This is a genomic window from Streptomyces armeniacus, from assembly GCF_003355155.1.
GTDB lineage: Bacteria > Actinomycetota > Actinomycetes > Streptomycetales > Streptomycetaceae > Streptomyces > Streptomyces armeniacus.
Map to the genome: position 1 here is coordinate 7,024,185 of NZ_CP031320.1, position 17,046 is coordinate 7,041,230.

The window sequence follows — 17,046 nt, forward strand, 5'->3', positions numbered from 1 at the left end:
GGACTCCCACCCCGTATGCCGTCCTCCGCTTGAAAAAAAAAACCTCCCCACGCCCGGGCCTTCACGCCGTGCGAGGCCAGCAGTTCGGCGACGAAGCCGATCCGCCGCACGTTGGTGTCCCGGTCCTCGGCGGAGAAGCCCAGCCCGGCGGAGAGGAACGTGCGGATCTCGTCCCCGTCCAGCACCTCCACCCGGTGCCCCTGCCCCGCCAGCCGCCCGGCCAGCGCCCGCGCGATCGTCGTCTTGCCCGCACTGGGCAGACCCGTCAACCACACCGTCGCACCCCGCTCCAGGGCGTTTCCGCCCCGGCCTGTGAGGCTCATCTGCCGCTCCCTACGTGTCCGTACGGGACGTGTCCGTACGGGACGTGTCCGTACGAGTCCCTGCCTGTCCGTACGAGCCCGTACGCGCCGACTGTCCGCGTCCCCGCGGCGCTCCCCTCCGCACTCACAGGTGCAGGCCGCACTCGGTCTTGCTGAAGCCCGCCCAGCGTCCCGCGCGGGCGTCCTCGCCCTCCAGCACGCGCCGGGTGCAGGGCGCGCAGCCGACGGAGGCGTAACCGTCCGACAGCAGCGGGTTGGTGAGGACGCCGTGCTCGGCGATGTACGCGTCCACGTCCTGCTGCGTCCAGCGCGCAATCGGCGACACCTTGACCTTCTGCCGCCGCTCGTCCCAGCCGACCACCGGCGTGAGCGAGCGGGCCGGGGACTCGTCGCGTCGCAGGCCGGTCGCCCACGCGTCGTACGCCCGCAGCCCCTCCTCCAGCGGCTGGACCTTGCGCATCGCGCAGCACAGGTCGGGGCTGCGGTCGTGCAGCCGCGGGCCGTACTGCGCGTCCTGCTCGGCCACGCTCTGCCGCGGGGTGAGGGTGATCACCTCGACGTCCATCACCGCTGCCACCGCGTCCCGTGTGCCGATCGTTTCCGGAAAGTGGTATCCGGTGTCGAGGAACACGACGTGAACTCCGGGCAACACGCGGGAGGCCAGGTGCGCGACCACCGCGTCCTCCATGGACGAGGTGACGCAGAAACGGGAGCCGAACGTGTCGGCGGCCCAGCGCAGCACCTCCAGCGCGGGCGCGTCCTCCAGCTCACGGCCCGCGTCCAGCGCGAGCTGCCGATGATGCGCTGTGGACGCCTCCTGTGGATCCTGAACGGTCGTCATGGGGTGGTGCCCCCTTCGATGCCGGGTGGCTCGCGCCGCAGGCCCTTGGCCAGCAGCCCGAGGAAAGAAAGTGCGAATGCGCGGTTGCAGGACGAGCACTCCCAGGCCGCGCCGCCGCGCGGCGATTCCGCCTCGGAGGGGCGCAGGTCCTCGTCGCCGCAGTACGGGCAGTAGAACGGCGCGGCGCGCTCGGTCACTTGAGCGCCCCTTCGTCCGCGCGGGCCGCCCACTGCGCGAAGCGCTCGCCGTCCGCGCGCTGTTCCTGGAAGGCCCGGAGCACGCGCTCGATGTAGTCGGGGAGTTCCTCGGCGGTGACCTTCAGCCCGCGTACCTTGCGGCCGAAGCCGGGCTCCATGCCGAGGGAGCCGCCGAGGTGCACCTGGAAGCCGTCGACCTGCTCGCCGTCGGCGTCCGTGACGAGCTGCCCCTTGAGACCGATGTCCGCGACCTGGATACGGGCGCAGGAGTTGGGGCAGCCGTTGACGTTGATGGTGACGGGCTCGTCGAAGTCCGGCAGCCGGCGCTCGAGTTCGTCGATCACCGAGATCCCGCGCTGCTTCGTCTCGACGATCGCGAGCTTGCAGAACTCCAGGCCCGTGCAGGCCATCGTGCCGCGCCGGAAGACGGACGGCTTCGTGGTGAGGTCCAGCGCCGCCAGCCCCTCCGAGAGCGGCTCGACCTGGTCCTCCTCGACGTCGAGGATCAGCATCTTCTGCTCGACGGTCGTACGGACGCGCCCCGATCCGTGCGCCTCCGCGAGATCCGCGATCTTGCTGAGCGTCGTGCCGTCCACGCGGCCCACGCGCGGCGCGAAGCCGACGTAGAACCGGCCGTCGTGCTGCTCGTGCACGCCCACGTGGTCCCGCCACTGCTGGAGCGGCTTCTCGGGCGCGGGGCCGTCGGCGAGCGTACGGAGCAGGTACTCCTTCTCCAGCACCTCCCGGAACTTCTCCGGGCCCCAGTCGGCCACCAGGAACTTCAGCCGGGCACGGGTGCGCAGCCTGCGGTAGCCGTAGTCGCGGAAGATCGAGACGACGCCCTCGTGGACGTCGGCGACGTCCTCCAGCGGCACCCAGGCCCCGAGCCGTACGCCGAGCTTGGGGTTGGTGGACAGGCCGCCGCCGACCCAGACGTCGAAGCCCGGACCGAGTTCGGGGTGCTCGACGCCGACGAACGCGACGTCGTTGATCTCGTGCGCCACGTCCAGCAGCGGCGAACCGGAGACTGCGGTCTTGAACTTGCGCGGCAGGTTCGAGTACGCCTTGTTGCCCACGACCCGGCGGCTGATCTCCTCGACGGCGGGAGTGCCGTCGATGATCTCGTCCTTGGCGATGCCCGCGACCGGCGAACCCAGCACGACGCGCGGGGTGTCGCCGCACGCCTCCGTGGTGGACAGCCCGACGGCCTCCAGCCGGCGCCAGATCTCCGGCATGTCCTCGATGCGGATCCAGTGGAACTGCACGTTCTGCCGGTTGGTGATGTCCGCGGTGCCGCGGGCGAACTCCTGCGAGATCTCACCGACGACCCGCAGCTGGCGGGTCGTCAGCGCGCCGCCGTCGATGCGGACGCGGAGCATGAAGAACTCGTCGTCCAGCTCCTCCGGGTCCAGTACGGCGGTCTTGCCGCCGCTGATCCCGGGCTTGCGCTGGGTGTAGAGACCCCACCAGCGCATCCGGCCGCGCAGGTCGGCGCCGTCGATGGAGTCGAAGCCGGCGTGCGCGTAGATCGTCTCAATGCGTGTCCGCACATTGAGACCGTCGTCGTCCTTCTTGGTCTGCTCGTTGCCGTTGAGCGGCGTGAAGTGCCCGGCGGCCCACTGGCCTTCGCCGCGGTGCCGGCCCGCCTTGCGGCGGGACCGTTCGGTGGCGGGAGGCTGGGGGGTGTCGGCCATGGCGAATACGTCCTTCGAACTCCGGGACTGACGGATGGCGGGAGAGTGTGCGTCTCGGGCTGGCCCGAACCGCCTGCGCTGCCCGCGGGCAGCATTGCGACCTGCGCATACGCGCGTGGCGCGGCATGCGCGCAGGAGGTTCTCAGGGGTGAGCACAGGCCCGCGACGATGGGGGCGGCTCAGGGGGACGGCGGTGCTGGGACTGTCAGCCCGCCGGACACATGGCGCTGGACATGCGGCAGAGGTCGACGTGGCGTCGACTCACCAAGGCGATTCCAGCTCGAGACATGGGAGAAAGCCTGACACGGGGCCCGGGGCCAGTCCACCACGATCCATCATATGGACAGCCTGGTCCCGCATCGCGGGATGGTGTGCCGCCGGTCACACTGCCGCGTTCCGGGTTTACCGCGGGTTGGCCCCGCCGTGCGCGCCCGGCCACGGCCCGGGCGGTGCGGCCGCCGGCTCCTCGGCGGTGGTGGTGTCGTAGCGCCGGAACCCGCGGCGCTCGTAGTTCGCGAGGGCGTGCGGCCCGTCCTTGCTGCAGGTGTGCACCCACACCCGCCCCGTCGGCGTACAGCCGTCCCACCGCTCGGCCAGGTCCCACGCGCGCGCGGTGCCGTACGAGAGCAGGTGCCCGCCGATACGGCGGCCGCGGAACGCTGGAATCAGCCCGAAGTAGCTGATCTCGACCACGCCGTCCGCCGCGCCGCCGTCCAGTTCGATGAAACCGGCGGGCGTCCCGCGGTCGTACGCCACCCACGTCTCCACGCCCGGCCGGTCCAGGAACGCGCGCCACTCCGCGAGGCTCCAGTCGAGCCGGTCGGTCCACGTCACGTCGCCGCCGACGGCGGTGTAGAGGAAGCGGCTGAACTCCGGGCTGGGGATCTCGGCGCGCGCTATCCGTATGCCGGACTCGGTGTCCGGGATGTGGGCGGGCTGGAGGTTCTCGGGGGCGTTCTGCTCCAGCCACCAGGTGGTGACGGTGACGGTGGACATGGCCGCAGTGTAGGTCGGCGGCGACGGGCATCCGCCGCCGGCCGGCGCTCCGTGAAGCCCGCGGAGCGCCCCTTCCGTGCCCGATTGCGCGCCGGACGTGCCCGAGTGCCGAGAGGGGCCGCCGACGCGTTGACTTCGGGAAACGGGCCTGTTGGACTCCCGCCATGACCGCCGCTCCCACCCCCGCAGCCCCCGTCGCCGTGCTCGGCGAATGCGTCGCCGACGCCTTCGTCACACCGGCGCCCGCGAGCACGCCACCGGGCGCGCCCGCCATGGGACTGGAGGTGCTGCCCGGCGGCGGACCGGCGAACACGGCCGTGGCCCTGTCCCGGCTCGGCACCCCGACCCGTTTCCTCGCCCGCCTCTCCGCGGACGTCTTCGGGCGCCTCTTCCGCGAGCACCTCGAGACATCGGGCGTCGACCTGGGCTCGACGGTGGCCGCACCCGAGTCCAGCACCCTCGCCGTCGCCGACCTCGACGCCGACGGCCGCGCCGACTACTCCTTCCACGCCGAGGGCGCCGCCGACTGGCAGTGGACCCCGCGCGAACTGGCCGACGCGGCACAGTCCCCGGTGTCCTGCCTGCACACCGGCTCGCTGGCACTCGTACGGCCACCGGGCGGCGCGTACGTCGAGGAGCTGCTCGCCGACGTACGGGCGCGGGCCACCGTCTCCGTCGACCCCAACGTGCGGCCGCTCCTCGTCGACCCCGCCGACTACCGTGCCCGGCTGCCGCACTGGTGCGCCGCCGCCGACATCCTCCGCCTCTCCGACGACGACCTCGCCCACCTGCGCCCCGGCGAGACACCCGAGGCCGCCGCCGACGTCTTCCACGGGCACGGCACCCGGCTGGTGGTCGTCACACTCGGCGCGGACGGCGTGTTCGCGTCCCTCGACGGGAAGCGGCTGCACGTACCGGCACCGCAGGTCACGGTCGTGGACACGGTTGGCGCGGGCGACTCGTTCATGGCGGGCTTCCTGCACGCGCTGCACCGCGACGGGGCACTGGGCGGACGGCTCGACGGGCTCGGCACGGACGGCGTCGAGACGGCGCTCCGGCTCGGCACGCGGATCGCGGCGGCGGTGTGCGCCGTACGCGGCGCCAACCCGCCCTGGGGGCACGCACTGGCGGACTGAGGCGCGACCCTGCTGCGTACGGGTGTCGGGGCCGTCCCGGGGGGCGGCGCGCGTACGGATACTTTAGGGAAGTGCAAGCAGCCCACGAACCCCCCGAGCACCCCTCCGGAGAGGCCTCGTCCGGAGGCGCCTCCGCCGGGGCCTCTCCGGACGGAGCGGCGTCGTCCGGTGAGGGCTCGTCCTCGGCCGGAGCCCTGCGCAGAGCACGCGTCATGTACAGCAACGTCCCCAAACGCAAACTGGCATGGCTGCTGCTGAAGGACACCGTCAACTCCTGCATGGAGTACCGCGTGATCGGCCTCGCCGCCGAAGCCGCCTTCTTCACGCTGATCTCCATCCCGCCCCTGCTCCTCGGCCTGATCGGGATGCTCGGCTACCTCGACACCTGGGTCGATCTGGACACCATCCAGTCGATCCGCCGCAACTTCCTCGAGGCCTCGCAGACCGTCCTCTCCGACCGGGGCGTCGACCAGATCGCCCGGCCGCTCATCGACGACGTCATCAAGGGCGGCCGCCCCGACGTCATCTCGCTCGGCTTCGCGCTCGCCCTGTGGTCCGGCTCGCGCGCGGTGAACGTCTTCATCGACACCATCACCGTCATGTACGGCCTCGACGGCCACCGCGGCATCATCAAGACCCGGCTGCTCGCCTTCCTGCTCTACCTGGCCGCACTCGTCATCGGCCTCGTCGCCCTCCCGCTGATGGTCGCGGGCCCGGACACCGCCGTACGGCTGCTGCCGCAGACGGAGTGGCTGGTCGAAACGTTCTACTGGCCGCTGGTGCTGCTCCTCTCGATCATCTTCCTGACGACGCTGTACCACGTGTCCGTACCCGTACGGTCGCCCTGGCGCGAGGACGTACCGGGCGCGCTGGTCGCCCTCGTCATGTGGGTACTGGGCAGCTTCCTGCTGCGCGTCTACCTCACGAACACCGTGGAGGGGCCGACCATCTACGGCTCCCTGGCCGCGCCCGTCGCCGTACTGCTGTGGATCGGCATCTCCGCCTTCGCGGTACTCGTGGGCGCGGCGGTGAACGCCGCCATCGACCACGTATGGCCGTCCGTCGCCACGGCGGCCGCGCGCCGCATCACCGAGCAGGCACGCGAAAAGGCCGCGGCGGAGGTCATCGCCGCGGCGGCGGCACGGCGCGCGATGCGCGACGCGGAGGGGGAGGGCGACGGCGACGGCGACCCGCCGGCGGAATTCCCGGAACGCTGGACGAAGTTCCTCCCCCCGAGCGACATCCGCGCCAGACTCCGGTCACGAAACCGCCCCTGACGCGTTTTTGCTTGTGCCCCACATGGCGGTGACGGTCAGTCGCCATGCCTCCCCCTGGGCCTGGCGGCCCGGGTGGTACCCCCTGAACCCTCACCGGGGTGGTTGCGCGCCGCGTCGGCGGGATCATGTGCGGGTCCGTCGCCCTGCGGAGCGTCGACCCGCGCGACGGCGCGCTCGACTCGGCGTCGGGGGCGAACCGCAATCTCTTTCCGCCGCAGCGGCGCGCAACCACCGCGGTGCGGGTCCGGCGGCATCCTCGGCGGCAGAGCGCCAAATATGTGTTTGACGGTCAGCGACGGCGCCGCGCAGACTCCCCTCCGTGACTCTCCTCCCCGAGCGCGGAGCGCTCCTCGGTACGTTGCGGCACCGCGGGTTCCGGCAGCTCGCGGTCGGGCGCTGCCTCACGTACTTCGGCAACGCCATGGCCCCCATCGCGCTCGCCTTCGCCGTGCTCGACCTCGGCGGGTCCGCCGTGGAGGTCGGGATCGTCGTCGGGGCGCGTTCCATCGCCAACGCCGCGCTGCTCCTCTTCGGCGGACTGCTCGCCGACCGGCTGCCCCGGGCGCTCGTCCTGCAGGGCGCCAGCGTCGCCGCCGCGCTGGCGCAGGCGGCCGTCGCCGCCACCCTGCTGCTCGGGTCGGCCACCCTCCCCGTACTGGTGCTGCTCAGCGTCGTGAACGGTGCCGTGTCCGCCGTCTCGATTCCGGCGTCGGCCGCCCTCGTACCGCAGACCGTGCCGCCGTACGAGCTGCGCGCGGCCAACGCCCTGGCCCGGATGGGGCTGAACGCGGGCATGATCGCCGGGGCCTCCCTCGGCGGCATGCTCACCGCCCTCGTCAACCCCGGCTGGGGCCTGGCCTGCAACGCCGTCGCCTTCCTCGCCGCCGCGGCCGGTTACCGCGCCGCGGGCCGCGCGCTTGCCCGAGCGCCGCATACGGCGTCCACACCGGAGGCCGGACAGAAGACAGAACAGAAGGCAGAACGCGCGCACCCGTGGCGTGAATTGCGGGAGGGCTGGACCGAGTTCACGTCCCGGACCTGGGTCTGGGTCGTCGTGCTGCAGTTCTTCGTCGTGAACGCCGTGTCCGCGGGCGGTATCCAGGTGCTGGGGCCGACCATCGCGGACAGCACTTTCGGCCGTACGGCGTGGGGCTTCGTACTGGCCACCCAGATGGCCGGGGCGCTGGTGGGCGGGGTGCTGGTGGCGCGGTCGCGGGCGCGGCACGCGTTGCGGATCGGCGTCGCCGTCGTGGCGCTCGACGCACTGCCGCTGCTCGCGCTGGCCCAGTCGGCGGACGTGGTCCTGCTGATGGCGGCGATGTTCGTGAACGGCATCGCGATCGAGCAGTTCGGCGTGGCCTGGGACCTCTCGCTCCAGGAGAACATCCCGCAGGACCGGCTGGCGCGCGTCTACTCGTACGACGCCCTCGGCTCGACGATCGCCCTGCCGGTCGGCGAGATGGTGGCGGGCCCGCTCGCCGAACGCGTCGGGCCGCGCCCGACGATGCTCGGCGGTGTCGCGCTGGTCGCGGCGGTCACCGCGGCGGCGCTGTGCAGCAGGGACGTACGGTCGCTCACCACCCGTTCCGGCACCGAGCCCGCGCCGCCGTCGGCCGGGAAGGCGGGCCCACCGGAACAAACCGCACCGTCAACCCAACCCCCGCAGCCGGAGCAAGCGGAGCAACCGGCGCAACCCGCAGAGTCGGCAGAGGGACCGGAGGCGACCACCTTTGACCGGATTTGATCGGCCCGCGCATACTGACCCGATGCCCGCCGCCCCGCGCCACCCGCCGCGCTCCCAAGAGGACGTCGTCGGGCTCCGCGTGCTCGCCCACCCCCTGCGGCTGCGGCTGCTCTCGCTGCTGACGGGCCGGGCGTACAGCGCCGCCGAAGCGGCCAGGGTGCTCGACCAGACCCAGGCCAACGTCAGCTACCACCTGCGCAGACTGCTCGCCGCCGGCCTCGTCGAGCTGGTGGAGGAGGTGGAGGTGCGCGGGGGTACGGCGAAGCGCTACCGGCACGATCCCGACAGCGGCGGGCGGCTCACCGCCGACAGCACGGCGGAGTACCTGGTGGTGGCCACGGCGCTGGGCGAGGAGCTGCGGCGCCGCGCGGCGGACCGCGCGCCGGACAGCCTGGGCGAACTGACCGACGCCGAACTCTGGCTCGACCCGGAGGACTGGCACGGCATCCGCGAACGCGCGCGGAGGCTCGGCGAGGACCTGCACGCCGCGGCACGGCCGCCGGAGGCGGCGAGCGCGGGGGCGGTACGGGTCAGCGCGACGGTCGTGCTGTTCGAGATGACGGGCGGCGGTGACGCCGGGGCGGGTACGGCCGGTTCACCCGAGCCGGACGGCGGCCCCGGCCCCGGCCCCCGCCCCGCCTCCCGCACCGGCGGGGAAGGAAGCGCGGCCTCCGCTCAGGGCTCGCCCGCGAGCGGTTCCGGCGGTGGCGGCAGCAGCGCGAAGAGGTCCACGCCGTAGCCGTCCGGGTCGCCGACCACCGCGTACCGCATGCCCCAGAAGGCGTCCCACGGCTCCTTGCGCGCCCGGTAACCGGCCGCCACGAGTTCGCCGTACACCGCGTCCACGTCCGCCGGGCTGCCGCACTCGAAGGCGAGCGAGATACCCGGCCCGCCTGTCCCGCCGGCACCGGCGGAGTCACGCGTAGGGGCGGAGGCCCCCGTACCCTCGCCGCCGCCCCCGTTGTCGCCCTCCCAGTCGGGGTCGAGCGCGCGCAGCGTCTCGATCGTGTCGAACACGACCTTCAGCCCGCCCGGCAGCAGCGCCTCGACGTGCGGCTGGTCGTCGGATCCGGGGGGCACCTCGAGGCCGAGCCGCCGATAGAAGTCCAGCGTCCGTGCCATGTCCTCGACGGCGAGCTCTACGACGGCGAAGCGCGGAGTAGTGGCCATGCGGGGAGCGTAGAAGCAGAGCGCCGGAGAAATAACCATTGGCGCGCCAGCGGAACGCTCACATACACTGCCGGTCGGCCGGCACCGCCCAAGTGCGGCCTGCCGTACGGCATTACGCCCGTGCGGCACGAGGACTCAGGGAGAGGAGGTGTGGACCGTGACGACGGCTGTTGTCGCCGTGTGCGCTGCCAGTGTGCAGCGCTGCGCGGACCAGAGGCTCACCGGGCGCAGGACCGCTGTGCGGGCGCTCGCTGAGCAGAAGATCACTCTCCCCCTCCCCGTGGTCCCCGGCTGACGCCTGCGCCACCGCCACCGCGCCGCCGCATGTCCGGCAGCGCCGTCGGCTCGCCTCCGTGCGGCCGGGACCACCCTTCCCGAAGGGCCCTCCAGCATGAGCGAATTCGCCGACCTCTCCGACCTGGCCGACGCCTCCGGGCTCGCCGCGTTCGGCTGGGACGCACACTTCGCCGACGCCTTCGCGCTGTACGACACCGAGTACGGCACGGACTGCGACCCCGACACCGACCCCGACACAGACCCCGACACCGACGCCGGGCGCAGCCTCGTACCCGCCCGCGTCGTACGGGTCGACCGCGGCCAGTGCGACGCGGTCACCGCCCGCGGCACGGTCCGTGCGGACACCTCCGCCGTGGCCACCCCCGACCCGCTCCGCACCATCTGCACGGGCGACTGGGCGGTGCTCGGCACCGGCCCCGGGGGGCAGTTCGAGGTACGGGCGCTGCTGCCGCGGCGTACGGCCTTCGTACGGTCCACCTCCTCGAAGCGCACCGAGGGCCAGGTGCTCGCCGCCAACGTCGACCACGCCCTCATCGCCGTGTCCCTCGCGGTCGAGCTGGACCTCGGCCGCGTCGAGCGTTTCGTGTCGCTGGCCTGGTCGAGCGGCGCGCAGCCGCTGCTCGTCCTGACCAAGGCCGACCTCGTACCGGACCCGGACACGCTGGCCCAACTCGTCGCGGACACCGAGGTGTCCGCGCCCGGAGTCCAGGTGCTCGCGGCCAGTTCGGCGACGGGCGAGGGGATCGACGTGCTGTCCGCCGTCGTGTCGGGCGGGACGACGGTGCTGCTCGGCCAGTCCGGAGCGGGCAAGTCCACGCTGGCCAACGCGCTGCTGGGGGAGGACCTCCAGGAGGTGCAGCAGACCCGCGGGCGCGACGGCAAGGGGCGGCACACCACGACCGCCCGGGACCTGCTGCCGCTGCCCGGCGGCGGCGTGCTCATCGACACCCCCGGCCTGCGCGGCGTCGGCCTGTGGGACGCGGACGAGGGGGTCGGCCAGGCGTTCTCCGAGATCGAGACGCTGGCCGAGGAGTGCCGCTTCCACGACTGCGCGCACGAGTCGGAGCCGGGCTGCGCGGTGCTCGCCGCGATCGACGAGGGCACGCTGCCTCAGCGCCGCCTGGACAGCTACCGCAAGCTGCTCCGTGAGAACGCCCGCCTGGCCGCCCGTACGGACGCGCGGCTGCGGGCGCAGCAGAAGCAGATGTTCAAGCAGCGGCAGGCGCTGGGCCGGCACATGACCGAACGCAAACGAGGCCCGGGCTACAAGGGCTAGGTGTGCTGTTCGGACAGGTTGGTGACGCGGCTGGCTGGTGTGTGGCCGCCGATGCCGGTGTGGGGCCCTGCGCCCGCCCAGCGCCCGGCCCCACGCCACAGCCCGTGGGTAGCCTGGCCCCATGCTGCTCTGGACCAACGGCCCCTTCGGCAGCGGCAAGACGCACACGGCCCGGTCATCGTGCCGATGACGGTCGTGGGCTCGGACTGCTTCGCGGAGACCGTCGTCACGGACCGGCTGTCCGTACGGGGCGTCGCCGAGGCCGTCGCGGAGTCGGCGGGGTTGGGGCTGGCGCCGAGCAGGGGCGGCACCGTACGGCGCGGGCTGCGGCGGGCGCATGTCACGCTGCGGCACGTACGGCTGGGGTGAGGACGAGGATGGTGACCGTACGGTGAGCATTTCCGGTGGGGGCTCCAGAGGCTCCGGCGCGTCCGGAGGCGCGTTCGGGCCGCGCCAGTTCCAGCTCGTCCTGCTGCGCCGGATGGCCGACTTCCAGCAGGGCCTCGTCGAGGACGCGCTGCGCGAACTGGACTCCGGGCGCGCCGAGATGCGCGAGGCCAACCGCCGCTGGCAGGCCATGCTCCGCTCGCCGCGCGGACGCGGCGCCGCCGCCCGCTACCGTTCCGTGCTCGGCCCGCCCGAGGACACCGCGCGGCGCCGGACCGGCGACCTCGACTGCGACGCGCAGACCTGGCGGCTGCCGCTCTGGCCGGACCTGCGGTTCGAGGTGCTGAGCGTGCGGGGCGGCGGCCCCGTGTGGAACGAGTGGCTGGTGCGCGCTCCGGACGCGCCCGCGCCACCGCTCCGTACGGTCGACGATCTGACGCCCTGGTCGTGCACCGTGGACGAGGCGGCCCGCGCCTTCGCGCCCGCGCGCCCGCTGGAGGGCTCGGCCCCGACCCGGTGGGGGCTGACGTTCAGCGCACCCGACGCGGCGGGGCAACGGCAACGCGTGGTCGCGGAGTTCAGCTGGGGCCTGCTGCAGCGCCTTCCCGACGTACGGCCACTCCCGGACGCGGACGCCACGGCGTAACGTGTCCGTATGAAGCGTCGACGACATTGATCCACCCCTGCGGCGAGGCTGGCGCGCACGCTGTACGCCTACGCCTTCCTGGAGGACCTCGTCCTCCTGTACCCGGTCTACGCGCTGCTCTTCGCCGAGACCGGGCTGTCCGCCGCGCAGATCTCCTCGCTGTTCGTTCTGTGGTCGGCCACCGCCGTCGCCCTGGAGGTGCCGTCGGGCCTGTGGGCGGACCGCTTCTCGCGCCGCCGCCTGCTGACGCTCGCGCCGCTGCTGACGGGTGCGGGCTTCGCGCTGTGGACGTTCCTGCCGTCCTACGCTTCGTTCGCGGCGGGCTTCGTGCTGTGGGGTGCGGGCAGCTCGCTGCGTTCCGGCACCGTGCAGGCGCTGACGTACGAGGAGCTGGTGCGGGCCGGTGAGGCGGACGCGTACGCGCGGCTCATCGGCCGCGCCCGCGGCCTCCGTACGGTGGCGGAAATGGCGGCCACCGCACTGGCCGCCCCGGTGATCGCCGCGGGCGGATACCGCGCGGCGGGCGTCGCCAGCGTGCTGGTGTGCGCGGCGGGGGCGGCGGTCAGCCTGGCGTTCCCGGAGTCGCGGGACGGGCGGAACGAGCGGCGGGACGGGTGCCGGAACGAGCACCGTACGGTGCCCGAACCGCCACCAGACGAGGAGCCGCACCCCGGGCTGCGGGAGCTGCTCCGCGGGGGCCTCGCGGAGGTGCGCGGCTCGCCCGCCGCCCGCCGCGCCGTGCTGCTGGCCGCCGTGCTGACGGGGGCGCTGTCCTACGACGAGTACGTGCCGCTGCTGACCGTCTCCACGGGAGTCACCGACGCCACCGTGCCGCTGCTGCTCCTGGTGGTCTCGGCGGGCGCCGTGGCCGGCGGCTGGTGCGCGGGCCGCGGCGGGCGCTGGCTGGCGCCCGGGCTGGCGGCAGCCGCGTGCTGTCTGGCCTGCGGTGCGCTGAGCGGCCACCCGGCGGGCCTGCTGCTGGTGGGCATCGCGTACGGGCTGGGGAACTGGGCGGTGGCGACGGCCGAGGCGCGGCTCCAGGACCGTATCGCCGACCGGACCCGCGCCACCGTCAGCTCGATGGCGGGGCTGGGCGCCGAGATCGTCGCCGTCCTCGTGTTCGCGGGCTACGCCCTCGGCTCCGCCTGGTCGCCGCCGGGGCCGCTGCTCGCCGCGCTGGCGATCCCGTATCTGGCCCTGGCCTGGGCGCTGCGGCGCCGGGGCCAGGGCCGGCAGCGGCGAGGGGCGCTGCGGAGGGAGCCGCCGGGGGAGCGGCCCGTCAGCCCGACGGAGAGCGGCGACGCTCGCTGACGCGCCGGTGGCTCCACCACAGCAGCCCCAGCAGGATGAACCCGGAGAGCACCAGGCCCGAGCCGGTCGCCCAGCCGCCCAGCGGCAGCTCGGGCCACAGCCCCCACACGATCCCGGCGGCGATCAGCCCCAGCCCGGCGAGGACCGAGCCGGTGATCCGCAGCCGGGTGGAGACGCTCTCCTCGGCCGCCCGCATGGCCCGCTCGCGCGCCGGTTCCACGTGCCGCTCCAGCGCGGGCACCTCGCGGGCGAGGAGCAGCAGTCCGGCGAACACGAGCAGCAGCCCCGGTCCGGGGAGGACGAGCAGGGCGATGCCCACCAGCAGACAGACGCTGCCGAGGGTCAGGACGATCAGCCGTATCGCCGACTTGCGGAGCACGCGGGGCCGGGCGTTCAGGCGTGGTCGACGAGTTCGGCGCGGCCCTTCATACGGGCGCAGTGGGCGCAGCAGAAGAACTCGCCGTCCGCCTCGAGGCCGTGGCCGAGAATCCGGCACTGGCAGTTGTCACAGATCGGTGCGAGCCGGTGAGCGGCGCACTCGAGGCTGTCGAAGACGTGGACGCCGCCCGCCGTCCGCACTTCGAAGGACATCGCGTAGTCGTTGTTGCAGACCTCGCACACGGCCATGACCGATCACTTCTCTCTGCCGGGGGTGGATGTGCGGGGCGCCCGCCGCCGGGGCCGCGGCCGTCCCGTCCGTCGGGCCCAGCAGACCGCACGGGCCGTGCGGCCGCCGTCGCGCCGGGCCGACGCCCGGAGGCCGAATCACCCGTCCGGCTGAGGTGTCCGGACCGCGCGGTCCGGGCCTTCGGGGCGTTCCGGCGGCCCGGTCTCCCGGGTCAGCGGCGGTCCGGCGTACGCGGCGGTACGCGCGGCGGCAGGCGGTGCAGCTGGACGCCGGCGAGCCGGGTACCCCGTACCTCGGCGGTCATGTATGTGCAGTACGGCTGACGCCTGCGGTCGGTGGGGGAGCCGGGGTTCAGCAGCCGCAGCCCGTTGTCCGCCGTCGTGTCCCACGGAATGTGGCTGTGCCCGAAGACGAGCACGTCGGCGTCCGGGTACCGGTCGGCGCAGCGCCGCTCGCGCCCCTTCGCGGGGCCCGTCTCGTGGACGACGGCGAAACGGACGCCGCCCAGCTCCGCATACGCTTCCTCGGGCAGCCGCGAGCGCAGGCCGGGGCCGTCGTTGTTGCCGTAGACGCCGATGAGGCGGCGGGCGCGGGACTCCAGCAGGTCGAGGGTGGCGGTGTCGACCCAGTCGCCCGCGTGGAACACGGCGTCGGCCTCCGGGACGCGGGCGAGCAGCTCCTCGGGCAGGGCGCGGGCCCGGCGCGGCAGATGGGTGTCGGACATCAGCAGGAGGCGCACGGCTCCACCGTACGGCGGTGCGCGCAGGAGGCACCGTACGGTGGCCCGCGCCACGCGTCGCACCGTACGACGGTGCGCGCCGACAGCACCGTACGGCGACGTCCGATTCCCGCTAGTACCGGCACGCGCCGGGGCGCAGACTGGGACGCGTGATGACCGAAGACAGCAGGTACGAGGCCGTACGCAGCCGGGACGCTCGTTTCGACGGCGTGTTCTTCCTGGGCGTGACGACCACCGGGATCTACTGCCGTCCCAGTTGCCCGGCAGTCACTCCGAAACGCGAGCACGTCCGCTACTACGCCACCGCCGCCGGAGCCCAGAGCGCGGGCTTCCGCGCCTGCCGCCGGTGCCGTCCGGACGCGGTGCCCGGGTCCCCCGAGTGGGACGTACGTGCCGACGTCGTCGGCCGCGCCATGCGCATGATCGCGGACGGCGTCGTCGACCGCGAGGGCGTCGCGGGCCTGGCCGCGCGGCTCGGCTACAGCGCGCGCCAGGTCCAGCGGCAGCTCACCGCCGAACTCGGCGCCGGACCGGTCGCGCTCGCGCGCGCCCAGCGGGCGCACACCGCGCGCGTGCTGCTGCAGACGACGCCGCTGGCGGTCACGGAGATCGCGTTCGCGGCCGGGTTCGCGAGCGTCCGGCAGTTCAACGACACCGTCCGGGAGATCTACGCGACGACCCCGAGCGGCCTGCGCGCCGCCCGCCGCGGCGGCCTCGGCTCGGCCGGCCCGGCGCACCCGCCGGCCGCGTCCGGAGGCACGGGAGACGCCGCCGGGGACACGCCCTGCGCGGGGGTGCCGCTGCGGCTCGCGTACCGCGGCCCGTACGCCGCCGGCCAGCTTTTCGACTTCCTCGAACGGCGGGCCGTCCCCGGCATCGAGGAGGTACGGCGGACGGCGCGCGGGCGCACGTACCGGCGGACGCTGACGCTCACCCACGCCACGGGCGTCGTCGAGGTCGACGAACGCACGCGGGGCACCGCCAGCGGCAGCCACAGCTGGCTGGAGGCCCGGCTGCGCCTCGCGGACCTGCGGGACCTGACGACGGCCGTGCAGCGCGTACGGCGGCTGTTCGACCTGGACGCCGACCCGTACGCCGTGGCCGAACGGCTCGCCGGCGACCCGCTGCTGGGGCACCTGCTGGCCGCCGCCCCCGGGCTGCGTTCGCCGGGCGCCGCCGACCCGCACGAGCTGGCCGTACGCGCGGTGCTCGGGCAGCAGGTCACCGTCGGGGCCGCGCGCGGGCTCGCCGGGGCGCTCGTCGCCGCGTACGGGAAGCCGCTGCCCGCGCCGGACGGCGCGCTCACGCACCTGTTCCCGGAGGCGGGGACGCTCGCGGACGCGGCGTTCACCGAACTCGGCATGCCGCAGAGCCGGAAGAAGACCCTGCGCACGGTGAGCGCCGCCCTCGCCGACGGCACCGTCACGCTCGACCCCGGCGCCGACCGCGAGGAGGCGGAACGCGGGCTGCTGGCGCTGCCCGGCATCGGCCCGTGGACGGCCGGCTACATCCGGATGCGGGCGCTCGGCGACCCGGACGTGTTCCTGCCCGGCGACGCGGGCGTACGGCACGGCCTCGCCGCCATCGGCGCGGACGCGCGGAACGCGGACGGCTGGCGGCCGTGGCGCTCGTACGCGCTGCACCACCTCTGGCACGCGACGCAGCTGCCCGCGGCGGCCACCGGCGCCCGTACGGATGCCGTTCTCGAAACCCACGGCGGCTCGCACGGCGGCACTGACGGCTCGCACGGCGGCGCTCACGAAACCCACGACTCGCACGACGTTCACGACGAGGCCCCGGACGGACTCCGGGCAGCCCGCGCACACACCCGGGAGAACCACTGATGCTGTACGCAATCCACCCCAGCCCGCTCGGCGAACTGCTCCTCGCGGGCCCCGAGCCCGGCGCCCTCGCGTCGGTGTCCGTACCCGGCCAGAAGGGCGGCGCCACGGTGCTCCCGGACTGGCGGCGGGACGACGCCGCGTTCGCGGCCGCGGCGGAGCAGTTCGACGCGTACTTCGCCGGTGAGCTCAAGGAGTTCGACCTCCGGCTCGCCACCAGGGGCACCGACTTCCGCGAGCGGGTGTGGGCGGCGCTGGACGAGATCCCGTACGGCGCGACCGTCACGTACGGCCGGCTGGCCGCTATGGCGGGCGTGGACCCGCGCGCCGTACGGGCGGTGGGCGGCGCCGTCGGCTCGAACCCGCTGACGGTCATCCACCCGTGCCACCGCGTCATCGGCGCGAACGGATCACTCACCGGCTACGCGGGCGGCCTGGACCGCAAGCGCCAACTGCTCACGCTGGAGGGCGCGCTGGCGTAGGCGCGACCGGGGGCGGGTCCATGGCGCGACCGGGGCTCGGGCGTCGGCCGGGGCTCCGGTC

At 73.8% G+C, this 17,046-nt stretch carries 20 protein-coding genes; 10 read left to right on the top strand and 10 right to left on the bottom strand.

The annotated features are described in order from the left end of the window. The 6 genes from DVA86_RS30560 to DVA86_RS30580 form a co-directional block, all read right to left on the bottom strand. A partial coding sequence (locus DVA86_RS30560) for an adenylyl-sulfate kinase (protein ID WP_208883193.1) occupies window positions 1-323 on the bottom strand: 323 nt, incomplete at its 3' end. 124 nt (window positions 324-447) lie between these two features. After that, window positions 448-1,164, bottom strand: coding sequence for a phosphoadenylyl-sulfate reductase (locus DVA86_RS30565; protein WP_208883194.1), 717 nt, complete (start codon window positions 1,162-1,164; stop codon window positions 448-450). Next, a complete protein-coding gene (locus DVA86_RS30570) occupies window positions 1,161-1,361 on the bottom strand; it encodes a PDDEXK family nuclease (RefSeq protein ID WP_208883196.1) in 201 nt (66 codons plus the stop codon). Before DVA86_RS30570 ends, DVA86_RS30565 begins: the two co-directional genes overlap by 4 nt. Next, on the bottom strand, window positions 1,358-3,055 hold the full coding sequence (locus DVA86_RS30575; protein WP_208883197.1) for a nitrite/sulfite reductase: 1,698 nt from the start codon (window positions 3,053-3,055) through the stop codon (window positions 1,358-1,360). The genes DVA86_RS30570 and DVA86_RS30575 overlap by 4 nt, the downstream gene beginning before the upstream one ends. A gap of 205 nt (window positions 3,056-3,260) precedes the next feature. After that, window positions 3,261-3,344: a putative leader peptide gene (locus DVA86_RS36180; RefSeq protein WP_342776420.1), complete on the bottom strand. Its 84-nt coding sequence runs from the start codon at window positions 3,342-3,344 to the stop codon at window positions 3,261-3,263. Between the two features lie 113 nt (window positions 3,345-3,457). Further along, entirely contained in the window at window positions 3,458-4,051 is a 594-nt protein-coding gene (locus tag DVA86_RS30580) for a GNAT family N-acetyltransferase (RefSeq protein WP_208883198.1), read from the bottom strand. Window positions 4,052-4,215: 164 nt separating this feature from the next. Here DVA86_RS30580 and DVA86_RS30585 point away from each other — a divergent pair, with 164 nt between their 5' ends. From DVA86_RS30585 to DVA86_RS30600, 4 genes are all read left to right on the top strand, one after another. Next, window positions 4,216-5,187, top strand: coding sequence for a carbohydrate kinase family protein (locus DVA86_RS30585; protein ID WP_208883200.1), 972 nt, complete (start codon window positions 4,216-4,218; stop codon window positions 5,185-5,187). A gap of 212 nt (window positions 5,188-5,399) precedes the next feature. Beyond that, a complete protein-coding gene (locus DVA86_RS30590) occupies window positions 5,400-6,464 on the top strand; it encodes a YihY/virulence factor BrkB family protein (protein WP_208883201.1) in 1,065 nt (354 codons plus the stop codon). A gap of 319 nt (window positions 6,465-6,783) precedes the next feature. After that, window positions 6,784-8,208, top strand: a complete 1,425-nt coding sequence (locus DVA86_RS30595; RefSeq protein ID WP_208883203.1) for an MFS transporter — start codon at window positions 6,784-6,786, stop codon at window positions 8,206-8,208. Window positions 8,209-8,230: 22 nt separating this feature from the next. Next, a complete protein-coding gene (locus DVA86_RS30600; RefSeq protein ID WP_208883204.1) occupies window positions 8,231-8,947 on the top strand; it encodes a helix-turn-helix domain-containing protein in 717 nt (238 codons plus the stop codon). Here DVA86_RS30600 and DVA86_RS30605 read toward each other — a convergent pair. Next, window positions 8,884-9,378 carry a VOC family protein gene (locus DVA86_RS30605; protein WP_208883206.1) on the bottom strand — a complete coding sequence of 165 codons (495 nt, stop codon included), beginning with the start codon at window positions 9,376-9,378 and terminating at the stop codon, window positions 8,884-8,886. The genes DVA86_RS30600 and DVA86_RS30605 overlap by 64 nt on opposite strands. Before the next feature lie 391 nt (window positions 9,379-9,769). Here DVA86_RS30605 and rsgA point away from each other — a divergent pair, with 391 nt between their 5' ends. The 4 genes from rsgA to DVA86_RS30625 all read left to right on the top strand — a co-directional run bounded on the left by rsgA (window position 9,770) and on the right by DVA86_RS30625 (window position 13,295). After that, window positions 9,770-10,951 carry a ribosome small subunit-dependent GTPase A gene (gene rsgA / locus DVA86_RS30610; RefSeq protein ID WP_208883208.1) on the top strand — a complete coding sequence of 394 codons (1,182 nt, stop codon included), beginning with the start codon at window positions 9,770-9,772 and terminating at the stop codon, window positions 10,949-10,951. Window positions 10,952-11,137: 186 nt separating this feature from the next. Beyond that, window positions 11,138-11,320, top strand: coding sequence for a hypothetical protein (locus DVA86_RS30615; RefSeq protein ID WP_208885635.1), 183 nt, complete (start codon window positions 11,138-11,140; stop codon window positions 11,318-11,320). 22 nt (window positions 11,321-11,342) lie between these two features. Next, window positions 11,343-11,984 (top strand): hypothetical protein, encoded by a 642-nt coding sequence (locus tag DVA86_RS30620; RefSeq protein ID WP_425470946.1) that lies wholly within the window; start codon window positions 11,343-11,345, stop codon window positions 11,982-11,984. 150 nt (window positions 11,985-12,134) lie between these two features. Beyond that, on the top strand, window positions 12,135-13,295 hold the full coding sequence (locus tag DVA86_RS30625; protein ID WP_245997787.1) for an MFS transporter: 1,161 nt from the start codon (window positions 12,135-12,137) through the stop codon (window positions 13,293-13,295). On the opposite strand, the gene DVA86_RS30630 is transcribed toward DVA86_RS30625, so the two are convergent. The 3 genes from DVA86_RS30630 to DVA86_RS30640 form a co-directional block, all read right to left on the bottom strand. Further along, window positions 13,264-13,674, bottom strand: coding sequence for a PGPGW domain-containing protein (locus DVA86_RS30630; RefSeq protein ID WP_208883210.1), 411 nt, complete (start codon window positions 13,672-13,674; stop codon window positions 13,264-13,266). The two genes, DVA86_RS30625 and DVA86_RS30630, sit on opposite strands and share 32 nt — an antisense overlap. A gap of 14 nt (window positions 13,675-13,688) precedes the next feature. Further along, window positions 13,689-13,922: a hypothetical protein gene (locus DVA86_RS30635; RefSeq protein ID WP_208883211.1), complete on the bottom strand. Its 234-nt coding sequence runs from the start codon at window positions 13,920-13,922 to the stop codon at window positions 13,689-13,691. A gap of 212 nt (window positions 13,923-14,134) precedes the next feature. Continuing rightward, entirely contained in the window at window positions 14,135-14,662 is a 528-nt protein-coding gene (locus DVA86_RS30640) for a metallophosphoesterase family protein (RefSeq protein ID WP_208883213.1), read from the bottom strand. Between the two features lie 152 nt (window positions 14,663-14,814). Between DVA86_RS30640 and DVA86_RS30645 the strand changes: the two genes are divergently transcribed. Continuing rightward, window positions 14,815-16,506 (top strand): AlkA N-terminal domain-containing protein, encoded by a 1,692-nt coding sequence (locus DVA86_RS30645; RefSeq protein WP_208885377.1) that lies wholly within the window; start codon window positions 14,815-14,817, stop codon window positions 16,504-16,506. Further along, window positions 16,506-16,985 carry a methylated-DNA--[protein]-cysteine S-methyltransferase gene (locus DVA86_RS30650; protein ID WP_208883214.1) on the top strand — a complete coding sequence of 160 codons (480 nt, stop codon included), beginning with the start codon at window positions 16,506-16,508 and terminating at the stop codon, window positions 16,983-16,985. Before DVA86_RS30645 ends, DVA86_RS30650 begins: the two co-directional genes overlap by 1 nt. Window positions 16,986-17,046 lie beyond the last annotated feature (61 nt).